The sequence below is a fragment of the Paracoccus versutus genome, from assembly GCF_029909795.1.
GTDB lineage: Bacteria > Pseudomonadota > Alphaproteobacteria > Rhodobacterales > Rhodobacteraceae > Paracoccus > Paracoccus versutus.
Window position 1 is genome coordinate 1,346,506 of sequence record NZ_CP038197.1, and the last position, 25,451, is coordinate 1,371,956.

At 66.2% G+C, this 25,451-nt stretch carries 26 protein-coding genes; 20 read left to right on the forward strand and 6 right to left on the reverse strand.

Annotation, left to right across the window (positions count from 1 at the left end):
• Positions 1-7 precede the first annotated feature (7 nt).
• The 11 genes from E3U25_RS17905 to E3U25_RS17955 all read left to right on the forward strand — a co-directional run bounded on the left by E3U25_RS17905 (position 8) and on the right by E3U25_RS17955 (position 14,727).
• Complete coding sequence (locus E3U25_RS17905; RefSeq protein ID WP_116222008.1) at positions 8-1,063, forward strand: quinoprotein relay system zinc metallohydrolase 2; 1,056 nt, start codon at positions 8-10, stop codon at positions 1,061-1,063.
• A 57-nt stretch (positions 1,064-1,120) separates the two neighbouring features.
• Positions 1,121-6,622 (forward strand): alpha-2-macroglobulin family protein, encoded by a 5,502-nt coding sequence (locus tag E3U25_RS17910; RefSeq protein ID WP_116222007.1) that lies wholly within the window; start codon positions 1,121-1,123, stop codon positions 6,620-6,622.
• Between the two features lie 125 nt (positions 6,623-6,747).
• Positions 6,748-7,746, forward strand: a complete 999-nt coding sequence (locus E3U25_RS17915; protein ID WP_036757076.1) for a helix-turn-helix domain-containing protein — start codon at positions 6,748-6,750, stop codon at positions 7,744-7,746.
• Positions 7,747-7,852: 106 nt separating this feature from the next.
• Entirely contained in the window at positions 7,853-9,379 is a 1,527-nt protein-coding gene (adh, locus tag E3U25_RS17920) for an aldehyde dehydrogenase (protein ID WP_072461760.1), read from the forward strand.
• A gap of 96 nt (positions 9,380-9,475) precedes the next feature.
• Positions 9,476-10,510: an alcohol dehydrogenase AdhP gene (gene adhP / locus E3U25_RS17925; RefSeq protein WP_036757073.1), complete on the forward strand. Its 1,035-nt coding sequence runs from the start codon at positions 9,476-9,478 to the stop codon at positions 10,508-10,510.
• 2 nt (positions 10,511-10,512) lie between these two features.
• Entirely contained in the window at positions 10,513-10,869 is a 357-nt protein-coding gene (locus tag E3U25_RS17930) for a DUF779 domain-containing protein (protein ID WP_116222006.1), read from the forward strand.
• A 663-nt stretch (positions 10,870-11,532) separates the two neighbouring features.
• A complete protein-coding gene (locus tag E3U25_RS17935) occupies positions 11,533-12,390 on the forward strand; it encodes a hypothetical protein (RefSeq protein WP_116222005.1) in 858 nt (285 codons plus the stop codon).
• Positions 12,391-12,562: 172 nt separating this feature from the next.
• Positions 12,563-13,744, forward strand: coding sequence for a plasmid recombination protein (locus E3U25_RS17940; RefSeq protein ID WP_255469711.1), 1,182 nt, complete (start codon positions 12,563-12,565; stop codon positions 13,742-13,744).
• 104 nt (positions 13,745-13,848) lie between these two features.
• Positions 13,849-14,094: a type II toxin-antitoxin system ParD family antitoxin gene (locus tag E3U25_RS17945; RefSeq protein ID WP_116222003.1), complete on the forward strand. Its 246-nt coding sequence runs from the start codon at positions 13,849-13,851 to the stop codon at positions 14,092-14,094.
• Positions 14,091-14,378, forward strand: coding sequence for a type II toxin-antitoxin system RelE/ParE family toxin (locus tag E3U25_RS17950; protein WP_116222002.1), 288 nt, complete (start codon positions 14,091-14,093; stop codon positions 14,376-14,378). The genes E3U25_RS17945 and E3U25_RS17950 overlap by 4 nt, the downstream gene beginning before the upstream one ends.
• 67 nt (positions 14,379-14,445) lie before the next feature.
• Positions 14,446-14,727, forward strand: coding sequence for a hypothetical protein (locus tag E3U25_RS17955; RefSeq protein ID WP_140847660.1), 282 nt, complete (start codon positions 14,446-14,448; stop codon positions 14,725-14,727).
• Between the two features lie 219 nt (positions 14,728-14,946).
• Here the strand turns inward: E3U25_RS17955 and E3U25_RS17960 are convergent, their stop codons facing one another.
• The 5 genes from E3U25_RS17960 to E3U25_RS17980 form a co-directional block, all read right to left on the reverse strand.
• Positions 14,947-16,119 carry an ATP-binding protein gene (locus E3U25_RS17960; protein WP_116222000.1) on the reverse strand — a complete coding sequence of 391 codons (1,173 nt, stop codon included), beginning with the start codon at positions 16,117-16,119 and terminating at the stop codon, positions 14,947-14,949.
• Between the two features lie 329 nt (positions 16,120-16,448).
• Positions 16,449-16,658, reverse strand: a complete 210-nt coding sequence (locus E3U25_RS17965) for a hypothetical protein (protein ID WP_116221999.1) — start codon at positions 16,656-16,658, stop codon at positions 16,449-16,451.
• Positions 16,658-17,164 (reverse strand): DUF1176 domain-containing protein, encoded by a 507-nt coding sequence (locus E3U25_RS17970; RefSeq protein WP_116221998.1) that lies wholly within the window; start codon positions 17,162-17,164, stop codon positions 16,658-16,660. The genes E3U25_RS17965 and E3U25_RS17970 overlap by 1 nt, the downstream gene beginning before the upstream one ends.
• Positions 17,161-17,343: a hypothetical protein gene (locus E3U25_RS17975; RefSeq protein WP_116221997.1), complete on the reverse strand. Its 183-nt coding sequence runs from the start codon at positions 17,341-17,343 to the stop codon at positions 17,161-17,163. The genes E3U25_RS17970 and E3U25_RS17975 overlap by 4 nt, the downstream gene beginning before the upstream one ends.
• Entirely contained in the window at positions 17,340-17,636 is a 297-nt protein-coding gene (locus E3U25_RS17980) for a zinc ribbon domain-containing protein (RefSeq protein WP_244295167.1), read from the reverse strand. The genes E3U25_RS17975 and E3U25_RS17980 overlap by 4 nt, the downstream gene beginning before the upstream one ends.
• A gap of 133 nt (positions 17,637-17,769) precedes the next feature.
• On the opposite strand from E3U25_RS17980, the gene E3U25_RS17985 reads away from it, so the two are divergent.
• The 6 genes from E3U25_RS17985 (at position 17,770) to istB (ending at position 22,683) form a co-directional block, all read left to right on the forward strand.
• A complete protein-coding gene (locus E3U25_RS17985) occupies positions 17,770-18,015 on the forward strand; it encodes a helix-turn-helix domain-containing protein (RefSeq protein WP_116221996.1) in 246 nt (81 codons plus the stop codon).
• Between the two features lie 43 nt (positions 18,016-18,058).
• The gene (locus E3U25_RS17990; protein WP_140847657.1) at positions 18,059-18,247 is read left to right on the forward strand and encodes a hypothetical protein; all 189 of its coding nucleotides are present in this window, start codon (positions 18,059-18,061) and stop codon (positions 18,245-18,247) included.
• A gap of 134 nt (positions 18,248-18,381) precedes the next feature.
• Positions 18,382-18,534 (forward strand): hypothetical protein, encoded by a 153-nt coding sequence (locus tag E3U25_RS17995; protein WP_166435531.1) that lies wholly within the window; start codon positions 18,382-18,384, stop codon positions 18,532-18,534.
• A 50-nt stretch (positions 18,535-18,584) separates the two neighbouring features.
• Positions 18,585-20,378: a CRISPR-associated helicase Cas3' gene (gene cas3 / locus E3U25_RS18000; protein ID WP_116221994.1), complete on the forward strand. Its 1,794-nt coding sequence runs from the start codon at positions 18,585-18,587 to the stop codon at positions 20,376-20,378.
• 56 nt (positions 20,379-20,434) lie between these two features.
• Entirely contained in the window at positions 20,435-21,931 is a 1,497-nt protein-coding gene (istA, locus tag E3U25_RS18005; protein WP_116220988.1) for an IS21-like element ISPve1 family transposase, read from the forward strand.
• Positions 21,928-22,683, forward strand: coding sequence for an IS21-like element ISPve1 family helper ATPase IstB (gene istB, locus E3U25_RS18010; protein WP_116220987.1), 756 nt, complete (start codon positions 21,928-21,930; stop codon positions 22,681-22,683). The genes istA and istB overlap by 4 nt, the downstream gene beginning before the upstream one ends.
• 198 nt (positions 22,684-22,881) lie before the next feature.
• On the opposite strand, the gene E3U25_RS18015 is transcribed toward istB, so the two are convergent.
• On the reverse strand, positions 22,882-23,670 hold the full coding sequence (locus E3U25_RS18015; RefSeq protein WP_116221993.1) for a helix-turn-helix domain-containing protein: 789 nt from the start codon (positions 23,668-23,670) through the stop codon (positions 22,882-22,884).
• Positions 23,671-23,796: 126 nt separating this feature from the next.
• Here E3U25_RS18015 and E3U25_RS18020 point away from each other — a divergent pair, with 126 nt between their 5' ends.
• From E3U25_RS18020 to E3U25_RS18030, 3 genes are read left to right on the forward strand one after another with little or no spacing between them, the layout of a single operon-like run.
• Positions 23,797-24,039, forward strand: coding sequence for a hypothetical protein (locus E3U25_RS18020; RefSeq protein WP_244295165.1), 243 nt, complete (start codon positions 23,797-23,799; stop codon positions 24,037-24,039).
• A 25-nt stretch (positions 24,040-24,064) separates the two neighbouring features.
• Positions 24,065-24,346 carry a hypothetical protein gene (locus E3U25_RS18025; protein ID WP_140847632.1) on the forward strand — a complete coding sequence of 94 codons (282 nt, stop codon included), beginning with the start codon at positions 24,065-24,067 and terminating at the stop codon, positions 24,344-24,346.
• Complete coding sequence (locus E3U25_RS18030) at positions 24,333-25,400, forward strand: tyrosine-type recombinase/integrase (RefSeq protein ID WP_244295163.1); 1,068 nt, start codon at positions 24,333-24,335, stop codon at positions 25,398-25,400. The genes E3U25_RS18025 and E3U25_RS18030 overlap by 14 nt, the downstream gene beginning before the upstream one ends.
• Positions 25,401-25,451: the final 51 nt, after the last annotated feature.

A 25,451-nucleotide genomic window follows, 5' to 3' on the forward strand; every position in this document is an offset into this window, starting at 1 on the left:
AAAGCGGATGTTCCATCTGGTCCTTGCCGCCTGCCTGGCGGCCCAGCCCGCCACCTGCCAGCCGCGCCTGCTGCCCGCCGGCGACGCCGCCACGCGCCAGGAATGCGAAGAGCGCGCCGCCCCCATCGCCCGCGACTGGCTGGCCCGGCATCCCGAACTGACGGGCGACGAGCCGCGCTGCGTCGAGACTGCCGAACTGCCCGCCCTGAGCGTGCAGGAGGTGGCGGCGGGCGTGCATGTGCATCAGGGCGCGATGGCGCAGATCTCAAGGCAGAACCGCGGGCGGATCGCCAACCTGTCCTTTGTCGTCGGCGATACCGTGGCGGTGATCGACGCCGGCGGCAGCCGCGCCGAGGCCGAGGCGCTTTACGCCACGATCCGCGGGATCACCGACAAGCCGGTCAGCCACCTGATCCTGACCCATATGCATCCCGACCACATCCTGGGTGCCGAGGTGTTTTCCGAGGCCGGCGCCACCATCGTCGCCGATGCCCGCCTGCCCGAGGCGGTGGCGCGGCGCGCGGAAAGCTGGATGCTGTCGACCCCGCGCCAGATCGGCGAGGATGCCTTTGCCGGCACGCGCATCGCCGGCGTGGACCAGACCGTCGCGGCGCCGCAGGTGCTGTCCTTGGGCGACCGGCAGCTGCGGCTGACGCCGGTGCCGCCGGCCCATACCGGCAGCGACATGACCGTGCTGGACGAGGAAACCGCCACGCTCTTCACCGGCGATCTGGTGTTTCTGGGCCTGACGCCCTCGCTCGACGGTTCGCTGGCCGGCTGGCTCGACTGGACCGGGCGCAAGCCCGACCCCGAGCCGGCGCTGATCGTGCCCGGCCATGGCCCGGTCGCGGAAAGCTGGGACGAGGCGGTGACGCCGACGCGGCAATACCTGACCGCGCTGCGCGACGCCACGCGCGAGGCGATCGGCGCCGGCCTGCCGCTGTCGCGGGCGATCCCGGCCATCGTCGCGGCGATGATGCCGGTATCCGAGGGCTGGGCCGATTTCCGCGACACCACGGCGCGCAATGCCGCCGCGGCCTATGCCGAGCTGGAATGGGAATAGATTGCCTCGCCCGCGCCCGGATGCCACAACTATGCCGAGCGCAGAAGGAGGAAGGCCATGGCACGTCCCGTCTGGCACGGTTTCATCGCGGCAGCCCTGGGCGGGCTTCTTATCGCGGGCGGCGCGCTGGCGCAGGACGACGCGCCCCTGCCCGAGCGGCGGCTGTCCCTGCAGGCCGATACCGACCTGCCCGGCGGCGACCTGGGCCCGATCTTCGACACCACGCTGCAAGCCTGCGTGCAGGCGTGCCTTGGCAACGACGACTGCCGCGCGCTGACCTATAACCAGCGCTCCCGCGCCTGCTTTCCCAAGGGCGGCGATGCGGGCGCGCCTTCGGCGTTCGCGGGCGCGATCTCGGGCCATGTCGCGACGGCTTCGGCCGAAACGCGGCTGCGCGCCGAATCGCGCGCCGCCGCCGCACCCTTCGTCAGCGCGCAGGACCGCGAGGCGGCCCGGACACAGGCGCGGCTGTTTCCCGCCATGCATCCGGCGCTGGGTCCGGGCGATGCTGGCGCCCAGGCCGCCGAGGCCGAACGGGCCGGCGACCTGGCCGGGGCGGCGCGGATCATGGCCTCGCTGGCGGCGCGCGACGACCGGGCCGAGGACTGGACCAACCTGGCGCGGCTGACGCTTTATGTCAGCGACCAGGACGACCGCGAGGCGTCGGCATCCATCGCCTCGATGGCGATCAACGGCTATCTGCGGGCGGGCGAGGATGCGGTGGCCGCCCGCGCGCTGTCCTGGCTGGCCATGGCGTGGGAACGGCTGGACCGCGGCCGCGACGCGCTGCCGGCGCTGCGGCTGGCGGCGCAGCTTTCGCCGGGCGACAATGCCATCGCCCAGGCGCTGGAGGAATCGCAGGCCCGCAACGGGCTGCGCGTCACCGACACCCAGGTCGAATCCGAAGGCCGGATGCCGCGGTTCTGCGCGGTGATGTCGCGCAGCCTGGCCGAGGGCACCGATTACGCGCAATTCCTGCGCCTGCCCGGCCGCGACCTGACCGTCGAGGCCGATGGCGACCGGCTGTGCGTGGCCGGGCTGACCCATGGGCAAGAGGTCGAGCTGACCCTGCGCGCCGGCCTGCCCTCGGCCGATGGCGAGACGCTGGCCCGCGACGTGACGCTGAAAGGCTATGTCCGCGACCGCGCGCCCTCGGTCCGCTTTCCCGGCCGCGCCTATGTGCTGCCCGCCTCGGGCGACCAGCGGCTGGCGATGGTCACGGTCAATGCCGAGATGATCGACCTGCGGCTCCTGCGGATTTCCGACCGCAACCTGATCCGCGCCATGGCCGAGGACATGTTCGCCAAGCCCCTGGACAGCTGGCAGGCCGATTATTTCGGCGACCGCATGGCGCGCGAGGTCTGGAAGGGCACGGCGCAGGTGGCACGGCCCATGGGGCAGGAGGTGCTGAACCAGGAACTGACCACCAGCCTTTCCATCCCGGCCGAGGCCGGCCCGCTGGAGCCCGGCATCTATATCGTCGAGGCCGGGATCCAGAACCAGGACATCTCGGATACCGGGCTGGCGACGCAATGGTTCGTGATCTCGGATTTCGGGATCTCGACCTTCTCGGGCGCGGACGGGCTGACCGTCGCGGTGCGCAGCCTGGCCGATACCGCCGCCAAGGCGGGGGCCGAGGTGGCGCTGGTCAGCCGCTCGAACGAGGTGCTGGCCAGGGCCGTGACCGACGACCAGGGCCTGGCGCATTTCGCGCCGGGGCTTGCCATGGGCCGCGACGGCGCGGCGCCGGCGCTGGTCACGGTGACGGAATGGCAGGGCGAGGGCGCCGAGCGCGCACCGCGCGACATGGCCTTCCTGTCGCTGTCGGACCCCGAGTTCGACCTGTCGGACCGCGGCGTCGAGGGCCAGCCCCCCGCGCCGCCCATCGACCTGTTCGTGACCACCGACCGCGGCGCCTATCGCGTGGGCGAGACGGTGAACGCCACCGTGCTGGCCCGCGATGCCGATGCCCGCGCGCTGGAAAACCTGCCGCTGACCGCGGTGATCCTGCGCCCCGACGGGGTCGAGGCCACCCGCATGCCCGCAAGGGACGCGGGCGCCGGCGGCAGCGTGGTCGCCTGGCAGATCCCCGGCAACGCCCCGCGCGGCACCTGGCGCCTGGAGCTGCGCGCCGAGGCCGACGGCCCGGCGCTGGCCACCGCGCGGATGCTGGTCGAGGATTTCCTGCCCGAACGCATCGACTTCACCCCGCGCCTGCCGGAAGGCCCGGCCCGCGCCGGCGCGACGCTGGAGCTGTCGCTTGACGCGCATTGGCTGTTCGGCGCCCCGGCCGCGAACCTGCCGGTCGAGGGGCAGTTGCGCCTGTCGCCGACCCGCAGCCTGAGCGGCTTCGACGGCTATGTCTTTGGCCGCCACGACGACGACAGCGCGCCGGTCACGGACAGCCTGCCCGCCGGCACAACCGATGCCCAGGGCCATTACCAGGCGCAGATCGACCTGCCGGAGGCCGCCCAGCTCGGCCCCCGTCCGGTCGAGGCCGAGGTGGTGCTGGACATCCGCGAAGGCGCCGGCCGCCCGGTCGAGCGCAGCGAGTCGCGCGTGGTCATGCCCGAGGCCCCGGTCGCGGGCATCCGCCCGCTGTTCGAGGGCGACACGGTATCCGAAAACAGCGAGGCGCGTTTCGCGCTGGTCGCGGTCGGCCCGGACCTGAAGCCGGCGGCCGAGCCGCTGCGCTGGGTGCTGAACCGCATCGACACCGATCACCAATGGTATTCGCTGGGCGGGCAATGGAACTGGGAGGTGATCACCAGCCGCACCCGCATCGCCGAAGGCGTGGCCGAGCCGGGCGAGGCCCCGGCCGAGATCGCCGCCCCGGTCGAATGGGGCCAATACGAGCTTGTGGCCGAGCCGGCATCGGGCCAGGGCGGGCAAAGCTCGGCGCAGTTCTATGCCGGCTGGGGCGCGGTCGCCAATGCGGGAACCGAGACGCCGGACCGGCTGCAGGTGGTGCTGGACAAGCCCGCCTATCGCAGCGGCGAGACGGCACGGGTCCGGGTCGAGGCGGCGAGCGACGGGCTGGGCCTGGTCTCGGTGCTGTCGAACCGGCTGGTCTCGATGCAGACCATGGCGCTGAAGGCGGGCGAGAACCAGATCGACCTGCCCGTGACCGACGATTGGGGCGCCGGGGTCTATGTCACCGTCAGCGCCATCCGCCCCCTGGGCGAGGCGCGGCCGGGCGACCGCCAGCCGGTGCGCGCCCTGGGCCTGGCCCATGCCGCCGTCGATCCCGGCGACCGCAAGCTGACGGCCAGCATCACAGCCCCGGCCGAAACCCGCCCGCGCGGCACCGTCCCGGTCACGCTGAAGGTCGAGGGCGCGGCGGGCGAGACGGTCCATGCCACCGTCGCCGCCGTCGACCAGGGTATCCTGAACCTCACCCGCTTCCAGCCGCCGGACCCGTCGCAGCATTACTTCGGCCAGCGCCGGCTGGGCGTGGCGCTGCGCGACCTTTACGGCCGGCTGATCCTGCCGACCGGGGCGCCGGACGGCGCGCTGCGCGAAGGGGGCGACGCCAGCCTTGCCGGCAATGCCGAGGCGCCGCCGCCGACCGAAAAGCTGATGAGCTGGTTTTCCGGCCCGGTGACGCTGGGCGCGGACGACACCGCCACCATCGAGGTGCCGGTGGGCGATTTCAACGGCGAGTTGCGGGTGATGGCCGTGGCCTGGTCGGAAAAGGGCGTGGGCCAGGCCGATGCCTCGGTGCTGGTGCGCGATCCGGTGGTGATGACCGTGACCGCCCCCGCCTTCCTTGCCCCGAACGACAGCGCCCGGCTGGGCCTGCGGCTGACCCATACCTCGGGGCCGGCCGGAGAGATGCGGCTGGCGCTGTCGCAGGTCGGCGGCGAGGGCGGGCTGACCTATTGGGTGGAGCCCCAGGTGCAGCTGGACGAAAAGGCCGAGGCGCAGGTGGACATCCCCGTCACCGCGACCGAGGCGCTTGGCACCGCCAACCTGCGGCTGGTGCTGACCACGCCCGATGGCGAGGAACTGACCAAGGACATCGCCGTCCCCGTCGCCCTGAACGAGGCCGACATCCAGCGCCAGGACCGGCTGGTCGTCGAGCCGGGGCAAAGCCTGGCCCTGCCCGCCAGCCTGACGCAGGGCCTGTTGCCCGGCGCCGAGGTGACGGCGGCGCTTGGCCCCTATGCCCGGCTGGACGTGGCCGGCGCGCTGATGCGGCTGGCGCGCTATCCCTATGGCTGCACCGAGCAGCTGGCCTCGGGCGCGATGCCGCTGATCTACCTGCCCGGCCTTGCCGCCGCCGAGGGGGTCGAGGGCGGCGATGCGGCCGAGCAGGTGGACAAGGCGATCACCCAGATCCTGACCCGGCAGGGCTCGAACGGCGGTTTCGGGCTGTGGTCGGCCGATTCGGGCGACCTGTGGCTGGAAGCCTATGTCACCGACTTCCTGTCGCGGGCGCGGGCGGCGGGGCACCAGGTACCCGAGACCGGCTTCCGCATGGCCATCGACAACCTGCGCAACCGCGCCAATTACGCCACCGAACCCGGCGCCGCCTCGGCCGAGGAAAACGCGGCGCTGGCCTATGCGCTGGCGGTGCTGGCGCGGGAGCGGGCAGCCACGGTGGGCGATTTGCGCTATTACGCCGATACCGCCGCCGGGTCGTTCTCGACGCCCATGGGCGCGGCCAGCCTGGGGGCGGCGCTGGCCTCATACGGCGACCAGGGGCGGGCGGACCGGATGTTTGCGCAGGCGCGCAACCTGCTGAACCTGGGCGCGCCCGAGCCCCATGCCTTCCGCGCCGATTACGGCACCCGGCTGCGCGACGCGACCGCCGTGCTGGCGCTGGCGGCCGAGGCGAGGACGCAGGCCGTCGATGCCACCGACCTGACCAGCCAGATCGCCGAGCGCATCGCGCAGGCCCAGCAGGACGGCCGCAGCCTGTCCACGCAGGAATCGGTCTGGACGGTGCTGGCGGCGCAGTCGCTGTTCGGCGCGGCCCCGCCCGCGACGCTGAACGGGGTGGCGCTGACCCAGCCGGTCGCCAGCCTGCCCGCCGATGCCAGCATCGCCAATACCGGCGAGGGCGCGCTGGAGGTAACGCTGACCGCGACCGGCAAGCCCTCGGGTCCGGTCGCGGCCGGGGGCAAGGGCTATGCCATCGCGCGGCGCTATTACAGCCTGCAGGGCGAGGCGCTGGACCCCGCGCAGCTGCCGCAGGGCACGCGCATGGTCGTGGTGCTGGAGATCGCGCCGCAATCCGAGGGCGGCGGCCGGCTGGTCGTCGCCGACCCGCTGCCCGCCGGGTGGGAGATCGACAACCCCAACCTGCTGCGCGCCGGCGACGTCTCGGCGCTGGACTGGCTGGAGGGCGAGACCGCGGCCGAGATGACCGAGTTCCGCGCCGACCGCTTTGCCGCGGCGCTGACCTGGACCTCGGCCGAAAGCTTCCGGCTGGCCTATATCGTCCGCGCGGTGACGCAGGGCGAGTTCCGCCACCCGGCCGCCAGCGTCGAGGACATGTATCGCCCCGAGTTCCGCGCCTGGTCGGACGGCGGCACCGTGACCGTCACGCCCTGAACCGTCGGCACCCCGGCCCCGAAGCGGCCGGGGTGTTTCGTCGCGGGCGCTTCACGAAAGCATTGCTTGCCCCGCAGCGCCGGGGCGGGCAATATCCCGCCATCGCGTAAGGAAGGGAGGACGCCTTGCCCGAGACCCGCCCGGCAACGCCCAGCGCAACCCGCCACGAAGATCGCGTGGTCCAGGCGTCGCAATCGCCCGGCGCCGTCACCCGGCTGGCGGCAAGCTGGCGCCGCTCGATGCTCAAGCACGGGCTGGACCCGACTCGCCCCCCCGACCCCCGCCGCCTGACCGAGCGCGAACTGTCCGAGCGGGTCGAGCGCATGGACCGCTTCATCGCCGTCGCCCGGCCGCAGCTGGACCAGCTGTTCCAGCTGGTCTGCCCGACCGGCTGCAACCTGCTGCTGACCGACGCGCAGGGCATCGTGCTGGAACACCGCGTGAGCCAGGGCGACGCCGCCACCTTCCGCGGCTGGGGGCTGTGGCGCGGCATGGACTGGTCCGAGGAGGTGCAGGGCACCAACGGCATCGGCACCTGCCTGGCCGAGGGGCGGCAGGTCACGATCCACCGCGACGAGCATTTCTATGCCCGCAACACCGGGCTGTCCTGCATGGACGCGCCGATCTGGGGCCCGGACGGGCGGCTGATCGCGGCGCTGGACATCAGCTCTGCCCGCGCCGACCATACCGAGCGGCTGAACGCGCTGATCGCGGCGCAGGTCGCGCATAGCGCGCGGGCGATCGAAGCCGCCTTCTTTCGCGTCTCGTTCCCCGGCGCGCGCATCGTCACCCCCGAGGCCGTGGGGACCGAGGACGGCACGCTCTTGCTCGCCGTGGACAAGGACGATCTGGCCATCGGCGCCAACCGCGCCGCCCGCCGCGCCTTCGGCCTTGAGAAAGAGGGGCAGTTGCGCCCGCGCCCGGCCTCGGACCTGCTGGGCCGGCAGGACGAGGCGACCGGCTTCGAGCGCGCCGAACGCGCCGCCGTGATTCGCGCCCTAGCCAGGGCCGAGGGCAATGTCTCGGCCGCCGCCCGCGCGCTGGGGGTGGGACGCGCCACGCTATACCGCCGCATGGCGCGGCTGGGCATCGACGAAAATCCCGGCAAACTGTCTCGCCCCTGAAACACATCGGCCCCGCGGCGCGAAACCCCGCGTTGACCCCAGGGGGCCTCAGGGCACAGGCTCTTGTGCAACCGGCTGGAGGAGCCGGGCTGACAGGAGGAACATCATGCCGAACGATCAGACGCATCCTTTCCGGGGCGTGAACGCGCTGCCCTTCGAGGAACGCTATGACAATTTCATCGGCGGCGAATGGGTGGCGCCCGTCTCGGGCAAGTATTTCACCAACACCACCCCGATCACCGGCGCCGAGATCGGCCAGATCGCGCGCTCGGAGGCCGGCGACATCGAACTGGCGCTGGACGCCGCCCATGCCGCCAAGGACAAATGGGGCGCGACCAGCCCGGCCGAGCGCGCCAACATCATGCTGAAGATCGCCGACCGGATGGAGCGGAACCTGGAGCTGCTGGCCACCGCCGAGACCTGGGACAACGGCAAGCCGATCCGCGAGACCATGGCCGCCGACCTGCCGCTGGCCATCGACCATTTCCGCTATTTCGCCGGCGTGCTGCGCGCGCAGGAAGGCTCGATCAGCCAGATCGACAACGACACCGTCGCCTATCACTTCCACGAGCCGCTGGGCGTGGTGGGCCAGATCATCCCCTGGAACTTCCCGCTGCTGATGGCCTGCTGGAAGCTGGCGCCCGCGATTGCCGCCGGCAATTGCGTGGTGCTGAAACCGGCCGAGCAGACCCCGGCCGGCATCATGGTCTGGGCCAACCTGATCGGCGACCTGCTGCCGCCGGGCGTGCTGAACATCGTCAACGGCTTCGGGCTCGAGGCCGGCAAGCCCCTGGCCTCCAGCAACCGCATCTCGAAGATCGCCTTCACCGGCGAGACGACGACCGGCCGCCTCATCATGCAATATGCCAGCGAGAACCTGATCCCGGTGACGCTGGAGCTGGGCGGCAAGTCGCCGAACATCTTCTTTGCCGACGTCGCGCGCGAGGATGACGATTTCTTCGACAAGGCGCTGGAAGGCTTTGCCATGTTCGCGCTGAACCAGGGCGAGGTCTGCACCTGCCCATCGCGCGTGCTGATCCAGGAATCGATCTATGACCGCTTCATGGAACGCGCCGTGCAGCGCGTGCAGGCGATCAAGCAGGGCGACCCGCGCGAAAGCGACACCATGATCGGCGCCCAGGCGTCGAGCGAGCAGAAGGAAAAGATCCTCAGCTATCTCGACATCGGCAGGAAGGAAGGCGCCGAGGTTCTGACCGGCGGCAAGGCGGCCGACCTGGGCGGCGAGCTGTCGGGCGGCTATTACATCGAGCCGACGATCTTCCGCGGCCACAACAAGATGCGCATCTTCCAGGAGGAAATCTTCGGCCCCGTGGTCTCGGTCACGACCTTCAAGGACGAGGCCGAGGCGCTGGAGATCGCCAACGACACGCTTTACGGCCTGGGCGCCGGGGTGTGGTCGCGCGACGCCAACACCTGCTACCGGATGGGCCGCGGCATCAAGGCCGGCCGGGTCTGGACCAACTGCTACCACGCCTATCCGGCCCATGCGGCCTTCGGCGGCTACAAGCAGTCGGGCATCGGGCGCGAGACGCACAAGATGATGCTGGACCACTATCAGCAGACCAAGAACATGCTGGTCAGCTATTCCCCCAAGAAGCTGGGCTTCTTCTGAGGGAATGGCCGGGCGCGAGTCACCCCGCGCCCGGCACACCCCTTTCCTTCCCCTCCCCTTTCCTCCCCCAAGAGCAACTGCAAGGAGTTCCCTCTCATGGCCAAGACCATGAAAGCCGCCGTCGTGCGCGCATTCGGCAAGCCGCTGACCATCGACGAGGTGCCGGTTCCCGAACCCGGACCCGGCATGATCCAGGTGAAGATCCAGGCATCCGGCGTCTGCCACACCGACCTGCACGCCGCCGAGGGCGACTGGCCGGTCAAGCCGAACCCGCCCTTCATTCCGGGGCACGAGGGCGTTGGCTTCGTCTCGGCCGTGGGCGCCGGGGTCAAGCACGTCAAGGAGGGCGACCGCGTCGGCGTGCCCTGGCTCTACACCGCCTGCGGCCATTGCCGCCATTGCCTGGGCGGCTGGGAGACGCTGTGCGAAAGCCAGCTCAACACCGGCTATTCGGTGAACGGCGGCTTTGCCGAATATGTCGTGGCCGATCCGAACTATGTCGGCCACCTGCCGAAGAACGTCGATTTCGTCGAGATCGCCCCGGTGCTTTGCGCGGGCGTCACGGTCTACAAGGGGCTGAAGGTCACCGATACCAAGCCCGGCGACTGGGTGGTGATCTCGGGCATCGGCGGGCTGGGCCACATGGCGGTGCAATATGCCAAGGCCATGGGGATGAACGTGGCCGCCGTGGACATCGACGACGAAAAGCTCGCGCTGGCTCGCAAGCTGGGCGCGACGGTGACGGTCAATGCCGCGACCGACCCCGACCCGGCCGCCGCGATCAAGCGCCAGACCGACGGCGGCGCACAGGGCGTGCTGGTCACCGCCGTGGGCCGCAAGGCGTTCGAGCAGGCCATCGGCATGGTCGCCCGCGGCGGCACCGTGGCGCTGAACGGCCTGCCGCCGGGCGACTTTCCGCTGGACATCTTCGGCATGGTGCTGAACGGCATCACCGTGCGCGGCTCGATCGTCGGCACCCGGCTGGACTTGCAGGAATCGCTGGATTTCGCCGGCGAGGGCAAGGTCAAGGCGACCGTGCATCGCGCCAAGCTCGAGGATATCAACGATATCTTCGGGCAGATGCACAAGGGCCAGATCGAGGGCCGCATGGTGCTGGACATGGCGGGCTGAACATGGAACCCGTCGCCAATCCCGAGGTGCTGGACCAGGTCGATGCCACCCCGGCCGCGCTGGCGCTTCTGGCCGAGATCGTCGCCGATCACGGGCCGGTGCTGTTCCACCAGTCCGGGGGCTGCTGCGACGGGTCTTCGCCCATGTGCTATCCGCAGGGCGATTTCCGCATCGGCCAGCATGACGTGAAGCTGGGCGAGATCGGCGGCATGCCGTTCTATATCTCGGCCAGCCAATACGAAACCTGGAAGCACACCCGCCTGGTCATCGACGTGGTGCCCGGCCGCGGCGGCATGTTCAGCCTGGACAACGGGCGCGAGCGGCGCTTCCTGGTGCGGTCCGAGATCTGCCGGCTCTGACCGCGGCGCGGGCGCACGGCCTCCCCCAAGCCGTCCGTGCGCCCGCCCTGCCCCCCTGCCGCTTGCGGCGAGGTCGGCAGCATGCAGGCACGCGCCCGCCCGTCCGGCGCCTGCGAATGTTCCATTCCTCCGGCCCAGGCCCGCCTTTTTCCGTCCCGGTCCCTGGGCGCTTGGCTGAAAGAAGGCGCGTTCGCGGCTGCGGAGGGGGCACCTTTCCGCAATGGCGGAAGGTGGCGCTTGCAGCAGCAAGAAAAACGCAAGAGCTTGAAAAGACTTGGAGGCGGGTACCGGAATCGAACCGGTCTTCACGGATTTGCAATCCTGCCCCGGTTGCTGAAAGCAAAGGCAATCCCTGTAAACGTATCTGCCTTGTTCACGGCCATGAATCAACGGCTTACGCTTTGACCGTAAACGGCCCGGCCGATGCAGCTGGCCGCAACCCTGTCTGTGATGGGGTGTCGGTATGAGCCACGAAGCGACGATCTGGGTGATCAGGGGCGCTACAATTGATGACGCGGGTGTCCCGCAGTTTTGCGGCTTGACCTCTGTGCAAAAGAAAACCGCCGGAGGAGCTGGCACTCCATCCGACGGCACTGTCAAAGGTCTTCTGTCCAAAGATTATGTTACAGCGCCTCGCCACGCAACCCCGTGGGGAGGTGCGGCATGAGCTGGAAGGTTGCGAATCTTTGCGCCGGGCGGCGCTTCGGCAGTCCGGTACGAAAGCAGATCATCATGTTTCTGGCCGACAAGGCCAGCGATGACGGGTCTGGCATCTGGTGTTCCAAGGGAACGATCCAGCGCCACACCGAGCTCGGCGAAACCACCGTCAAACGCACGATCAACGAGTTCCTGAACGAAGGCATCCTGATCGAGACCGGCCGCCGCGCCTGCAAGAACGGTTTCACCGTCGTCTATCGCATTTCCCTTGCCGCCGTCCGCACCCTGGAGGGCATTGCCGAACCCGATGATGAGACGGGGTCCACAGAGGACGGGGTCTTCCGTGAACCCGGAACGGGGTCCGCTGTGGACCCGGTACCCCGTCCACAGCGGACCCCAAACCATCCTGAAACCATCCATAAACCACCTTCGCGCGCGTGCGCGCGCGAGGCGGCGGCGGAATCTGTGGAGATATTGAAGGCCTATCCCGCCGACCGATGTCGCGACGAAACGGCCTGCCTGCATCACGTCGAGGCTGCGATGCAGGAGGTCGGGCATGAAAAGCTTCTCTCGGCTGTAAAGCGTTATGCGCTGGAGACCGCAGGCTATACGCGCTCAAAGGTCTGCTTCTCGGATAACTGGTTCAGGACGGGCCGCTGGCGCGATTACATCGAGGACGAGCCGGAACCGCCGCAGGTGCCCACTCCGGCGCATGCGGCAATAACTGCCGACTGGATCAAATCTCGTCATCCCCTGTGCCGGACCCTGAGCGTTGGACAAGTCCGCATAGCGCTGGACCTGGAGCTGGTTTCCCGCAGCGAAGTGCGCGCCGCAGGCTTCAGCGAGGGATTGCGTTATGTCTGATCGCTCAGGGAAGTCGATCTTCGCGCACAAGCAGACCTATTCGCGCAAGGGAAACAGCAAGAGCCGGTCCGTCAGCGAGATCTCGCATGAGGCAGAACGGCTGGCCGGGGCCTGCCCGCATGTCGGGAACCCGCAGCCGCCCTCCATCCTCGAAGGCATCCGGCCCTCGGAGGTGGTCGCCCTGATCGAACAGCGCATCGCCGAGCAGAACAAGCTGCTGCGTCAACTGCGCAAGGAGCAACCGGATCGCAAGGAGGCACTGCGGACCATCCGCTCGGACACGCATGTGATGATCGGCAGCGTGTTCAGCTTTCCCGATCCGGTCGAGGACATGGACCACGCTGAGTATCTGCGCTGGCGCAAAGACGTGATCGCCTTCGCCAAGGCCGATGCCGCGCGCAACGCGGCCGAGGTGCTGAGCATCGTCGAGCATCTCGATGAAGCCCACCCGCATGTGCATGTGCTGGCCGTGCCCCTATGTGCAGATGGCAATATGCGCATGGACGCCAAGCGCTGCCACGAGGGCCATCGCGAGCAGGCCCGGCACAAGGATCACGGCTGGTCCGGCTCGCCGTCTCGCAGCTACAAGCAGGCGATGCGCGGCTGGCAGGACCGCTATCATGCCGCGGTCGGCGCGAAGCATGGTCAGGCCCGGACGGGGCCGCGCCGCCGCCGTCTGGACCGCGCGGCGTGGAAGGCCGAACAAGAGCGGCTGAAGGCGCAGAAGGACGCAGAGATTGCCGTCGAACGTGCCGCAGAAGCCCGTCGCCTTGCCGATGAGGAAGAGCGCCGTCGCGACGCGGTCATGCAGGACACGGTCGCCAGCCGGCTTCAGGAGGCCGAGACGGTGCATGCCATCGCCACCGGCGGGCTGATCGCTGCCATCCGGCAGGTCGATCCCGACCCGGTGCTGATTGAGCGGCTGGAGACCCCCGGGCAGATGGGCAGCTGGACGAACCACGACGCGGATCGCAACCGCGAGATGTCCCTCGCGCTGGCGCCGGTGCTCAGCGACGGGTTGGAAGCCTTGCGCCGGCCACTGGCAGGACCGGGGTTGCTCGGAGGGCTCTCCGGCTTCCTGCGCGGCTTGGCCGGCTGGGTCAATCGCCTCGCCGATGCCAGTCCACGCTGGCTGACATGGCCGGAAACCGTGGCCTATGTGGCGCACGGTGCGAAGCAGGCGTTCGGCACGACTTACACGGCCTCGACCCTGGCGGAGGTGATCGAAGCCTCTCCGGCATGGCAATCCTTCACCGGCGAGGCGAGGGCGCGGCTGGACCAGGTGCGGGCGGTGCAAGCGCTGACGAATCCGCGCGACTCTCGACCAGACGCTTCATCGCAAAGGGGCATATGACAACATGCGCTTATGCCAATATGCCCATCCGGCAACCCAGAGCCGGCAATTGCGGCTGATACGATTTCTTGGTAATATCCGGTATCGACGCACAGGAGGCCCGCATGTCCCGCAACACTTCGGTTTCGCTTGGCGATCATTTCGTCAGCTTCATCGACGCGCAGGTGAAGGGCGGTCGCTATGGCTCGGCCAGCGACGTGGTGCGGGCGGGGCTGCGGCTTCTGGAGGAGCACGAGGCTAGGGTAAAGGCCCTCCAGGACGCCCTGATCGCCGGAGAGGACTCCGGCCGGGCGGAAGGCTTCGACCTCGAGCAGTTCATTGCTCGCAAGATGGCTGGTCGCAACGCATGAAGGCGCTGGCCTTCACCGTCGCGGCCACGGTCGATCTGGAGGAAGTCTGGGACTATACGGAACGCGAATGGGGCCTCACGCAAGCCCGGCGCTATGTGCAGGAGCTGCGCGACACCTGCCGCGCGTTGGCATCGGGTGAAAGGCGCGGCAGGAAAGTTGACGTTCGGCCGGGCTATCTGAAATGCCTGAGCGGATCGCATGCCATCTTCTTCCGGGATCTGGGCGATACGCTGGAGATCGTCCGCATCCTGCACGGCGCGCAGGATGCCGAGCGGCATTTGTAGCGGCGCAGGTGTCGATGAACGGATTGCAATATTGGCATATGCGCCTGTGGGCATGGAGGGCTTGGCGATGACCTATCGGCTCAGCGAATATCCGGTCCTGACCCGGCTCGCAGCCGGCAGGAGCAAGGCGACAAGTCTCGACGCCCGCGCTTGTCGCCGGCTTTACACGCTGGCGACGGCTGCTGACCTGCGTGCGATGGGGCCGGAAGAGCGCCGGTTCTACGACCGGCTGGCTTTGCTCGACTCCGGCGGGCCAATTGCAGCCCTTCAGGCGCATGTCCGGACCGCCGGCTTCCGCCGTATGCCTGACGAGCAGGCCTTTCTGGACGACCTATCCGGCGGCATTTGACCGAGGCAGAGGCGTGCCGCAACGCGGGATGGTCCACAGGCCAAGATGGGCAGCTTTTCGCGATTTCGCCAAATATTAGTGACTGACTATTATTTTGCGGTGCCCGGTGCAAAGCACCCCCCGCAAAATGTCGGACCAGGCGCTGCGCCCCGGTACCCAGCTTCCTTCGCCCAGGAAGAAGATCGCCCCCCAATACCGCCCAATGGGCGGCCATATCGCCTACAGATGAAGCGCCAGCAGATCCTGCCCGAACTGGTGCAGCGACATGACCTCGATGCCGTTCGGCAACGGGAAAGCCTCGTCCCCCGGATAGACCACGATCCGCCGCACAGGTTGGAGGTCTTCGCAGGCCGAGTGAAAGCCGCGCTCGACCTTCGGCGCAAGGTTGCGCTTGACCTCGACGGCCCAGACCGCGCCGCCGGGCAGCGTCAGCACCAGATCGACCTCGGCCCCCGCACCGCTGCGGTAGAACTGCGCTTGCGTCCCATCCGGCATCAGGGCATGGGCGGTCTCGATGATCAGACCTTCCCAACTGGCGCCCGCGACGGGGTGGCCGAGAACGTCGTCCAGCGTCGTCAGCCCCAGAAGGGCGTGCAGGATGCCGGTGTCGCGCACATAGATGCGGGGGGATTTCACCAGCCGCTTGCCGATATTCGCGTGCCAGGGCTCCAGGCGGCGCACCAGCATCAGGTCGACCAGCAGGTCGAGATAAGAGGCGACGGTCTTGGCATCGACCCCGAGCGCGCGGGCGAGCTCGGCGGCGTTCGACAGGCCGGATTGCCGATGCGCCAGCATGGTCCAGAAGCGGCGTAGCGTCTCGGCCGCGATGCGGGGGCCGAGTGCGGGAATGTCGCGCTCCAGATAGGTGCGGATGAAGTCGCGCCGCCAGCGCAGGCTGGCCTGATCGCCCTTGGCGAGGAAGCTGTCGGGAAAGCCGCCGCGCAGCCAGAGCCGGTCCAGGTCGGCGGCGGGAACCTCCAGCGCGTCGAGAGGGGCGAGTTCGGCATAGGCGATACGCCCGGCCAGCGTCTCGCCGGATTGCCGCAGCAGGTCGATGGAGGCCGACCCAAGCAGCAGGAACCGCCCCGTCCGCAGCCCCTTGCGCCGCCCCCGGTCGATCAGGCCGCGCAGGTTCTGGAACAGGTCCGGCACCCGCTGGACCTCATCGAGGATGACCAGCTTGTCCTCATGCGCCGACAGGTAGAGTTCGGGGTCCGAGAGTCTGGCCCGGTCGGCGCTGGATTCGAGATCGAGATAGAGCGAAGGCCGCTCTTCCCCCAACTCTTGTGCCAGCGTGGTCTTGCCCACCTGGCGCGGCCCCAGCAGGGCAACGGCGGGGCTGTCGTCCAGCAGGGACTTCACGGTGTCGGTGATGCGGCGCTCAATCAGCATCCTTGCAATTATGGAATTTTGTTCCCGATTTGCAAGGTTATTTTGAGAGCTGCTATTTCTATCCGCTGTCGGGCTGACTTCACTGTGTCCAGTTGTCGGAAGGCACACGGCATGTCTTCGGGCTTGTGCATGACAACCAACGGTGCAGAGCGAGCAAAGCCAGCCGGGTTGGAAATATGGGACTTCTGGTCGATGGCAGCTTGAAGGGTGCCACCCGATGGGCGGCCGCAAACCGCATTCCGCCCCAGCCTCGCGGGGGCGGTCAGCATGCGGTTTGCGCGCAGCCTGACCCCGGCCCGCTCGCATCACGACGGGCCGTAGGGACGGGGTCAGGCGAATTCGTTTTCCCAGCAGGCCATCATCCAGCGCTCATCGCTGTCGGGCACGTCGATGCCGTAGAATTCCAGTACTTGGGTCAGGTCGTAGATGCGCTCTTCCTGTTCCGGCTCGGCCAGCGTGGCCCACCAGTTGCGTGCCTTGACCTCATCCGGCTGGAAGATCGATGCAGGCAGTGCGCCTTTGAACGGTTGCGGGGGCATTATTTGTCTCCTGTCATCCATGGCCGGATCGCGTCCAGCGCCGCCGCCGACCCGGCGAGGCTGAAGCGGTGGCGCTTGCCGCCGAAGCCGATCTCGACCCATTCCGCCCGCCGGACGTTGTGGACGAAGAGGTTGGTCGCGCCCATCCCGGCCATGTCGAAATTGCTCAGCAGGATATCGCCGTCGGCAGCCACGAAATCCAGCTTCTCGCCATTCGAGAACCGGATGCTGACGCGATCACCTGCTTCGGCGCCGCGGCCGTCCAGCGTCACGCTGACGCGGCAGTTGTTGAAGTCGCAGGTGCCGTTGGCGTCGAGTTCGTTCATCTGATCGGTGCGGGTGATCCAGATCTCGTTGCCGCGCACCCGGCGCGGGCTGACCTCACCGGTCTCGTTGGTGAAGGTCCAGTATTCGGCGCCGCCCTCGACGGAGGCCTCGAAATACCAGCCGGCGGCGATGGCAGGGCTGGCGAGGCCGATCAGCGCGGCGGTAAACAGGTGTTTCATGCTTCCAGATCCTCCGGGGGAATGTCGATGCCGGCATCGGCCAGCGCCAGCGTGACCAACTGGCTCATGGTGATGTCGCGCCGCAGCGCCTCGATCCGCAGGGACCTGTGCGCCTCGGCGCTGAGGCAGATCGAGGTGCGCTTCGGCCCGGCGGTCGGCTTCCGCTTCGCGGCTCTCATCGATACCAGCCCTCCTGCATCCGGGGGATCACATAGCGCAGGAACAGGCCGACACCGCCGGCGAACAGCATGAAGGGCGACAGGAACAGGAAGGCGATCATTCCGTCGAACCAGGTCGTCGAGTAATCCGACGCCACCCAGGTGCCGAAAGCTATGCCGGCCAGGGCAAAGAATGCGGCCACGCCGAGCATGAAGGTCGATGCCTGGCGCCAGCTTTCGACCGAGCGGCCCCACACCCCGCGGATCGCCCCGCAGGCTGGGCAGGTGGAGGCTTCGGCGTGAATCTCGGTCATGCAATGCGGACATTGTTGGGGCATCGGTTGGTCCTGAAAATAAAGATGCAAACACGTCCGGCACGGAATAACCCAAAATGGGATATCGTTCAAGTACCACTATCCGAATTCCGGATTTATCTGGAGTTCAAGGATGGGCCGAACCCTGCGCAGCCCTGGTCATCTGGCCTTGATGGTTGCCCTCAAGCAGGCCCGCTTGGATGCAGGGCTGACGCAGACCGAGCTGGCAGAGCGCCTGAAGCGGCCGCAGTCCTTCGTGGCAAAATACGAGAATGGCGAGCGGCGGATCGAGGTTGTGGAACTGGTCGAGATTGCGACAGCGATGGGATCAGACCCTCGCGATATCGTTCAGATCGTGCGAGATGCTGAGGGGCGTTGAGGCCCGTGAACTGGAACTGCGGGAATGTTTTTTGGGGATATCCATGAAAATCGCTGCCATGATTGCGTGGACCGTGGGGATGCTGGGCGTCTTGGCCGCTGCTTCCACCCCCGCCATCGGGCTGGAGGACGTCCGGGAAAATACCGCGAACATGCCTAGGCGTGCCGCTATGGGCGATATTGATTCGATGTGTGGTGGGCGCCTCACGGCATCGCATCTGCGTATCTCGTGAGCGCCACCGTTCGTCCATAACGAAGCGACCTGCGAGGGTGACTGTTGCAAACGAGCGAGAGCGGACTGATAATAGCGTAAAGAGCGGCGAATCCGTCGACAATACATAATATGGCGATCCTGCAGGATATTGGGATGCTGGGCAAGATCGTGTTTGGTCTTCGGATTATGAAACGCGGTGGATTTCGATTTCTCGGTATCGTAATTCTCCACCTTGTCCATTCGGATCGCCCGAATCCTAAGAAAGCACTGGTTTGCGGGTTGGAGCAGCTCTGCCCAAAACGCTGATAATACTCGTTGCTCGAATCATTGCCAGTCAATAGTCTGCGGCTGGAGGAATGAAGATTTTGAAATACTATGCGCATACGGGTATTCGTAAGGATCGAAGCGATTGGCAATTGCTGGCCGACCATCTCGAAAATACGGCTGCTCTGGCTGCCGAGCGAGCTGCACCCCTCGGGTTGCGGGCGGCGGCGTATATGGCTGGCCTTTTCCATGACTTTGGCAAATATGATCCCGCCTTTGATCGCATCCTGTCCGGCGAAAAATTGCGTGTGGATCATTCGACCGCTGGGGCTGCCCTGCTACATGCCCGGACGCCTGCCGGTTTGCGACCAATTTCTGAAGTGATCGGCTATGCCATCCTGGGCCATCACGCCGGGTTGCCTGATCGCCATGGCGCCGACAGCAGTATGGAGCGCCGGCTTGAGACCTTCCGCGACCCGATCGCGCCGGAAATCTCGGCCGCGACCAGCCCAGATTTTGGCCCGGTCGCCAGGGAACTGGCTAAGCTGATGCGCCCGGCATCTTGCGGCTTCGACCTGTCGGTCGCGGCGCGCATGGTGTTTTCCTGTCTGGTTGACGCGGATTTCCGTGACACCGAGGCATTCTATGCCGGACTGAACGGTACGCGGCCGGATCGCGACTGGCCGGCCCTGGCCGATCTGTTGCCGGAATGGAGAGACGCCTTCGATGCGCATATGGCGGGATTTCGCCAGAATGGCCGCATCAACCGCCTGCGCGCCGAGATCCTGATCCATGTCCAGCAGGCTGCGGCGATGACGCCGGGGCTTTTCACGCTGACCGTGCCCACCGGCGGCGGCAAGACGCTGGCTTCACTGGGCTTTGCACTGGACCACGCGGCACGTTATGGGCATCGCAGGGTTATCTTCGCGATCCCCTATACCTCGATCATCGACCAGACCGCGGCCATTTTCCGCGGCCTTTTCGGCGATGCGGTGTTGGAGCATCATTCGGCCATCGACGACGAAAGGACCGACCCGGAGCGCAAGGACAAGCTGCGCCTTGCCATGGAGGACTGGGCCGCGCCTCTGGTCGTCACGACCAATGTGCAGTTCTTCGAAAGCCTTTTCGCGGCGCGTCCTTCGCGCTGCCGCAAGTTGCACAATATCGCCGGTTCGGTGATCGTGCTGGACGAGGCGCAGGCCCTGCCGCGCAAGCTGCTGATGCCCGCGCTGCGGATGATCGACACGCTCTGCGCGCATTACGGCTGTTCGGTGGTGCTTTGCACGGCGACGCAACCTGCGTTCGACAGCCGCCAGCTGAAGCAGGGCGGCTTGCCGCTGGAGGGCCGTGAACTGGCGCCCGATCCGGTGCGGCTCGCCCGCGAATTGCGCCGCGCCCGCATCGTGCAGGGCGGCGAGATGGACGACAACGCCCTCATTGAGGCATTGCGCGATACGCCGCAAGGGATGGTCATCGTCAACAGCCGTGCCCATGCATTGGAACTGTTCAATGCGGCCAAGGCCGAGGAACTCGAGGGGCTGGTCCATCTGACCACGCGGCAATATCCTGTGCATCGGCGGGCTATTCTGGAGGACATCCGTGCGCGCCTGAAATCCGATGCGCCCTGCCGCCTGATCGCGACCAGCCTGATCGAGGCAGGCGTGGATCTGTCGTTTCCCAAGGGCTGGCGGGCCGAGGCGGGGCTGGATAGCTGCGTACAGGCCGCAGGCAGGGTGTCCCGAAACGGCGAATGGCCGGTCGAGGACAGCACGCTGACAGTTTTCTCGGCCCCGGGTCGTCCGATGCCAAATGAGGTTCGAAATGAGAATGGCGGTGCGAAATTAGTCCACGTTAGCGGCGGCATGGTGCTGCTGCGGGCGGCGTAAAAGTCGTCCACCTTTTCCCTTTCTGCGGCTGCAGGGAGGATGGGAGGATCTACAGCGTGGAACTCTATCTCAAGGTTCGTCAGGCCTGTGCTGCTGGTATGAGCCAGCGTCAGGCGGCGACGACATTCAACATATCGCGCGACACGGTCGCAAAGATGATGACGTTCTCGGTTCCTCCGGGCTACCGGCGGACGGCCGAGGTCAGGCGCCCGAAGCTCGATCCGTTCATCCCGATCATCGAGGGTTGGCTGGAGGCGGACCGGACCATGCCGCGCAAGCAGCGGCATACGGCGAAGCGTGTGTTTGACCGTCTGCGCGAAGAATGCGGTTTCACCGGCGGCTACACGATCATCAAGGATTATATCCGGGAACGTGAGCGGCGGGGCCAGGAGGTGTTCGTGCCGCTGGCGCATCCCCCAGGACACGCGCAGGCCGACTTCGGCGAGGCAATGGTTCGGATCGGAGGTGTCGAACAGAAGGCGCATTTCTTCGTGCTGGACTTGCCGCATAGCGACGCCTGCTACGTCCGTGCCTATCCGGCGGCGGTTGCCGAGGCCTGGGTGGACGGTCATGTCCATGCCTTTGCCTTTTTTGGGGCGGTTCCGCAGTCGATCGTCTACGACAATGACCGCTGCCTGGTGGCGAAGATCCTGCCGGATGGCACCCGCAAGCGGGCGGCGCTGTTCAGCGGGTTTCTGTCGCATTACCTGATCCGGGATCGCTATGGCCGCCCTGGCAAGGGGAACGACAAAGGCAATGTCGAAGGCCTGGTGGGCTATTGCCGCCGCAACTTCATGGTGCCGATGCCTGAGTTCGCCAGTTGGGAAGAATTCAACCTCTGGCTGGAGGAGCGCTGCAAGCGGCGTCAGCACGATGTCCTTCGCGGCGAGAGCGAAACGATCGGCGAGCGACTGCAGCGCGATCTCGCCGCGATGCGCCCGCTCCCGGCGGCGCCCTTTGATGCCTGCGATCAGGCGACCGGCCGCGTGTCGTCGCAATCGCTGGTGCGCTACAAGACCAACGATTACTCGGTGCCCGTCGCCTACGGCCATCAGGATGTCTGGATCCGGGGCTATATCCATGAGGTGGTGATCGGCTGCCGGGGCGAAGTGATCGCCCGCCATCCCCGGTGCTGGGATCGCGACGAGATCGTCTTCGACCCGCTCCATTACCTTCCGCTGATCGAGCAGAAGATCAATGCGTTGGATCAGGCGGCACCATTGCAGGACTGGGACCTGCCAGAGGAGTTCGCCACCCTGCGCCGGCTGATGGAGGCACGGATGAACCGGCACGGCCGACGCGAATATGTCCAGGTCCTGCGGCTTCTGGAAACCTTCGATCTGGCCGATCTGCATGCGGCCGTGAGGCAGGCGCTGCAGATGGGGGCGATCGGCTTCGATGCGGTGAAGCATCTCTTGTTGTGCCGGGTGGAGCGCCGGCCACCCCGGCTGGATCTGGACTGCTATCCCTACCTGCCCAGGGCAACGGTCGAGAAGACCGAGGCCCGCTCCTACATGCGGCTGCTGTCTGTCAATGCGGAGGGCGTGGCATGAGCGACGCCCCGGAAATCCTGCTTGCCCATCACCTCAAGGCGCTGAAACTGCCGACCTTCCTGCGAGAACACCAGAAACTGGCCCGGCAATGTGCGGCGGAAGGCGTGGACCATGTCCGATATCTCGCCCGGCTCGTCGAACTGGAACTGATCGACCGGGAACGGCGGATGGTCGAGCGGCGCATCAAGGCCGCCAGGTTCCCGGCCGTCAAAAGCCTGGACAGCTTCGACTTCACGGCCATCCCGAAGCTCAACAAGATGCAGGTGCTGGAACTGGCCCGGTGCGAATGGATCGAGCGGCGCGAGAACATTATTGCTCTCGGCCCCAGTGGCACGGGCAAGACGCACATCTCGCTCGGCCTTGGTCTGGCCGCCTGCCAGAAGGGCCTGTCCGTCGGCTTCACCACCGCCGCGGCCCTGGTCAGCGAGATGATGGAGGCCCGCGACGAGCGCCGCCTGCTGCGCTTCCAGAAGCAGATGGCAGGATACAAGCTGCTCATCATCGATGAACTCGGCTTCGTGCCGCTGTCGAAGACCGGCGCCGAGCTGCTGTTCGAACTGATCTCGCAACGCTACGAGCGCGGATCGACCCTGATCACCAGCAATCTGCCTTTTGACGAATGGACCGAGACATTCGGCTCCGAACGCCTCACCGGCGCGCTTCTCGACAGGCTGACCCACCACGTCAGCATTCTCGAAATGAATGGCCAGAGCTATCGTCTCGCCCAAAGCCGCGCCCGAAAGGCCGGCTGACCCCTTTCAAAAAATACCAACGGCACAAGCACGGAACTCTGGTCGGGCTACGCCCTCCCGACGTTCCGTGCTTGTGCCGCTAACTGGCAGACTTTTGCGCCGCCGCGTGGCCGGGTTTTACTCCGCCGTTGACATCCTCTCCGCCTGCGCCCTGGCTGCGACCATCATATATTGGTTGTAAGTCCTGACTCTAAGCGATCAATTTTCAGGAGACCTTTTGGGTTTGGTGGATAACCATTCAGAATAGAGAGTGCGCTCGTCGCTTGTTAGCGTCGCCTCGATCTGGCAGCGCAGTTCTAAGTACCGGCGGTACTCTGCCATATCCTGAAACCTAGGAACCACATACATTGCTGGGCAGGGGAAGGGCGCAAAGCCATGATATTCTGGATCGTTGTCGCGGGCCCATTCCCATCCCGCGTCCTTGTAAAAGTCCGTATGCGTCGCGACTGTTTCCAGGATATCATTCTTGGTTAGCTCCGGATATGGATCGATTTCATAGTAACGCCGATATTCCCTATCAGATAATAATGCCTTGATGACATCGCGAAGCTCCTCCGGCGACAGGCAAGTATTCATACCATAGAGCTTGCCATCTGGTCGTTGGCAGAGGTCCCAGACAGTTTTCTGAAGGGCGTACACCTCATCCAGAATGGTAACATAGTCGAGAGACGGACTGCGCCCAGTCAGCAGATGAGCGGCGGCGATGCCAGTGTGATCAGCCAGCCGCTGAAGGGCGGGAGCGGGGACGTTCTGCACGCGTCCGCGTTCGTAGTTGTTGTAATTGCGGCCTGTTACCTTCATCAAATCGCCCATCTGGTCTTGAGTCAGTCCCAGGTTCAGCCGCACTTTTTTCAGCAGGTGGCCCAAAGGACGCGATGGCGGTTGCCATGGATGAACACCATGAGGGTCACCCACGGACAGATACGAATCATCCGGAGCCTCGTCGTCGTCGCAAAAATCAAAAGTTGAGCTCTCATCCTGTTTCATTGCGATCCGTTTCGGGCGTTTCGATGCAAAAAGGGAAAGATCTTTCCGGAAACTTAGCAAATATTTACAATATGTTGACTGGTCAGTCTGGCTATGGCTTCCATCCTACCAGAAAGGAGAATAGCCATGTCGAAAATTTTTGACCTGGGGCACACCCCCGAGGAATGGTCGGCCAAGCTTCGTCCACGCGGCGTTGAACTCTCACCGCGGACCCTGCGCTCGAAGGCGCGGGCGCATGGGCAGTACTTTGCAATCGGTCGCGCCATCTTCATCACTCCAGACCAGATGGACGAAATCCTGCTGCGCGAAGCAAAGCAACTCGCAGGTGCGGGCGATCCGCCCTCCGCTCCGCGCCCAAGTGTGCGATGAAAGGTATAAGCCGTGGAGGGGCTACATGTCAGCCTTACCGTCTCACTTCACCCAGATGATTGGCCTGATCCGTGCCGAGGATCTGGCCGAGGAATGGGGCTATGCCGGCGCGAATAGTGCCTTTCGCAATTTCTGCGCAAAGCTCGGCCTGCGGCATGTTCCAGGCCGTCCCGGATGGTTCGATCCCAAGCATGTTCGTCAGCGCCTCGATGCGGCCCAAGGTATGGATATCCTGACGCCGTCGCGGGGCTCAGATGGTGCCGCGTCGCTGGTGGCGCAACGGAGGGCGCGCAATGCTTCGATCTAACCGGCCGAAGGGCGTTCATTGCGTTCGGCGCGTCACCAAGGCGGGCGCGAAGTTTCATTTCTATGCTTGGCGCGGTGGGCCCAAGTTCTGGGAGGACAGCGCCCGCTTTCCGAGTGATCCGGCTTTCTTCGTGGCATTCGCCGAGGCAACCGCCCGCCCCAAGCCGGCGCATTACATGACCGAGCAAATGGTCGATGACTTTCTGTCGAGCGCAGAGATGCCCAAGGGCGAGCGCACCCGGCAGGATTATCGCCTCTGGGCGCTACGCTTCGCGGCGGCGTTCAAGGACGACCCTGCCGCGATGTTCGAGGAACCCGAGGCGCGCGGCGAGGTCAATGAATGGCGCAAGCAATGGGCGCATTCGCCGCGCCAGTACGACTATGCCGGAACCGTGGTGACGCGGATCCTCAATTGGGCCTGGAAGGACGCCGGCAAGATCCGGATGCACTACTGCGGCGACTTTCGGAAGGTCTATGAGGTGGATCGTTCGGAAATCGTGTGGACTCCGGCGCAGCGTGAAGCTGTTTGCGCCATCGCGCCGGAGTGGGTGCAGCGCATCCTTACTGCCGGCTGTGAAACCGGGCTGCGGCCGGCCGACCTGGTGCGCCTGCATCGCAACCAGATCGAGAAGACGCCGCAGGGGCGCCGCATCCGCATCAGGACGAACAAGCGCAAGCGCACCGCCACAATCCCCGTCACTCCGGCCATGGCCGCGTTGATCGACGCCACGCCGGCCGACCGCATGTTGATCCTGATCAGTGATCGCGGGCGGGCCATGACTGGGCGCCACGCCTCGGACAGCCTGCGCTACTGGCGGAACAAGGCGGGGCTGACACCCGAGGTTCTGGGGTATGATTTGCGGCTCCAGGATACGCGTGGGACCGCTGCTACACGTCTGCTGAATGCGGGGCTTGAACTGGCGCATATCGCCTCGCACATGGGCTGGTCGGTGCGTTACGCGGCAGCCGTAATCGAGCATTACGCTCGCGTCTCGCCGGATGAATCGGATGGCATTCTGGTCAAGCTTGCCCAAGCGAAAGGGGGCGCAAAGTGAACGAAACTGTAAACGCTACTGTAAACGCTGGAATGAGGGGAAAGCCCGATA

Coding starts and splice junctions, on each gene's coding strand:
- E3U25_RS17950 (WP_116222002.1), top strand. CDS start 14,091: ATGAAGGCGCTGGCCTTCACCGTCGCGGCCACGGTCGATCTGGAGGAA.
- E3U25_RS17960 (WP_116222000.1), bottom strand. CDS start 16,119: ATGCTGATTGAGCGCCGCATCACCGACACCGTGAAGTCCCTGCTGGAC.
- E3U25_RS17990 (WP_140847657.1), top strand. CDS start 18,059: ATGAAAATCGCTGCCATGATTGCGTGGACCGTGGGGATGCTGGGCGTC.
- E3U25_RS17980 (WP_244295167.1), bottom strand. CDS start 17,636: ATGACCGAGATTCACGCCGAAGCCTCCACCTGCCCAGCCTGCGGGGCG.
- adhP (WP_036757073.1), top strand. CDS start 9,476: ATGGCCAAGACCATGAAAGCCGCCGTCGTGCGCGCATTCGGCAAGCCG.
- adh (WP_072461760.1), top strand. CDS start 7,853: ATGCCGAACGATCAGACGCATCCTTTCCGGGGCGTGAACGCGCTGCCC.
- E3U25_RS17975 (WP_116221997.1), bottom strand. CDS start 17,343: ATGAGAGCCGCGAAGCGGAAGCCGACCGCCGGGCCGAAGCGCACCTCG.
- E3U25_RS18030 (WP_244295163.1), top strand. CDS start 24,333: ATGCTTCGATCTAACCGGCCGAAGGGCGTTCATTGCGTTCGGCGCGTC.
- E3U25_RS17945 (WP_116222003.1), top strand. CDS start 13,849: ATGTCCCGCAACACTTCGGTTTCGCTTGGCGATCATTTCGTCAGCTTC.
- E3U25_RS18025 (WP_140847632.1), top strand. CDS start 24,065: ATGTCAGCCTTACCGTCTCACTTCACCCAGATGATTGGCCTGATCCGT.
- E3U25_RS17930 (WP_116222006.1), top strand. CDS start 10,513: ATGGAACCCGTCGCCAATCCCGAGGTGCTGGACCAGGTCGATGCCACC.
- E3U25_RS17965 (WP_116221999.1), bottom strand. CDS start 16,658: ATGCCCCCGCAACCGTTCAAAGGCGCACTGCCTGCATCGATCTTCCAG.
- E3U25_RS17970 (WP_116221998.1), bottom strand. CDS start 17,164: ATGAAACACCTGTTTACCGCCGCGCTGATCGGCCTCGCCAGCCCTGCC.
- E3U25_RS17910 (WP_116222007.1), top strand. CDS start 1,121: ATGGCACGTCCCGTCTGGCACGGTTTCATCGCGGCAGCCCTGGGCGGG.
- E3U25_RS17995 (WP_166435531.1), top strand. CDS start 18,382: ATGCTGGGCAAGATCGTGTTTGGTCTTCGGATTATGAAACGCGGTGGA.
- E3U25_RS17935 (WP_116222005.1), top strand. CDS start 11,533: ATGAGCTGGAAGGTTGCGAATCTTTGCGCCGGGCGGCGCTTCGGCAGT.
- E3U25_RS17905 (WP_116222008.1), top strand. CDS start 8: ATGTTCCATCTGGTCCTTGCCGCCTGCCTGGCGGCCCAGCCCGCCACC.
- E3U25_RS17955 (WP_140847660.1), top strand. CDS start 14,446: ATGACCTATCGGCTCAGCGAATATCCGGTCCTGACCCGGCTCGCAGCC.
- E3U25_RS18015 (WP_116221993.1), bottom strand. CDS start 23,670: ATGAAACAGGATGAGAGCTCAACTTTTGATTTTTGCGACGACGACGAG.
- cas3 (WP_116221994.1), top strand. CDS start 18,585: ATGAAGATTTTGAAATACTATGCGCATACGGGTATTCGTAAGGATCGA.
- E3U25_RS18020 (WP_244295165.1), top strand. CDS start 23,797: ATGTCGAAAATTTTTGACCTGGGGCACACCCCCGAGGAATGGTCGGCC.
- istB (WP_116220987.1), top strand. CDS start 21,928: ATGAGCGACGCCCCGGAAATCCTGCTTGCCCATCACCTCAAGGCGCTG.
- E3U25_RS17985 (WP_116221996.1), top strand. CDS start 17,770: ATGGGCCGAACCCTGCGCAGCCCTGGTCATCTGGCCTTGATGGTTGCC.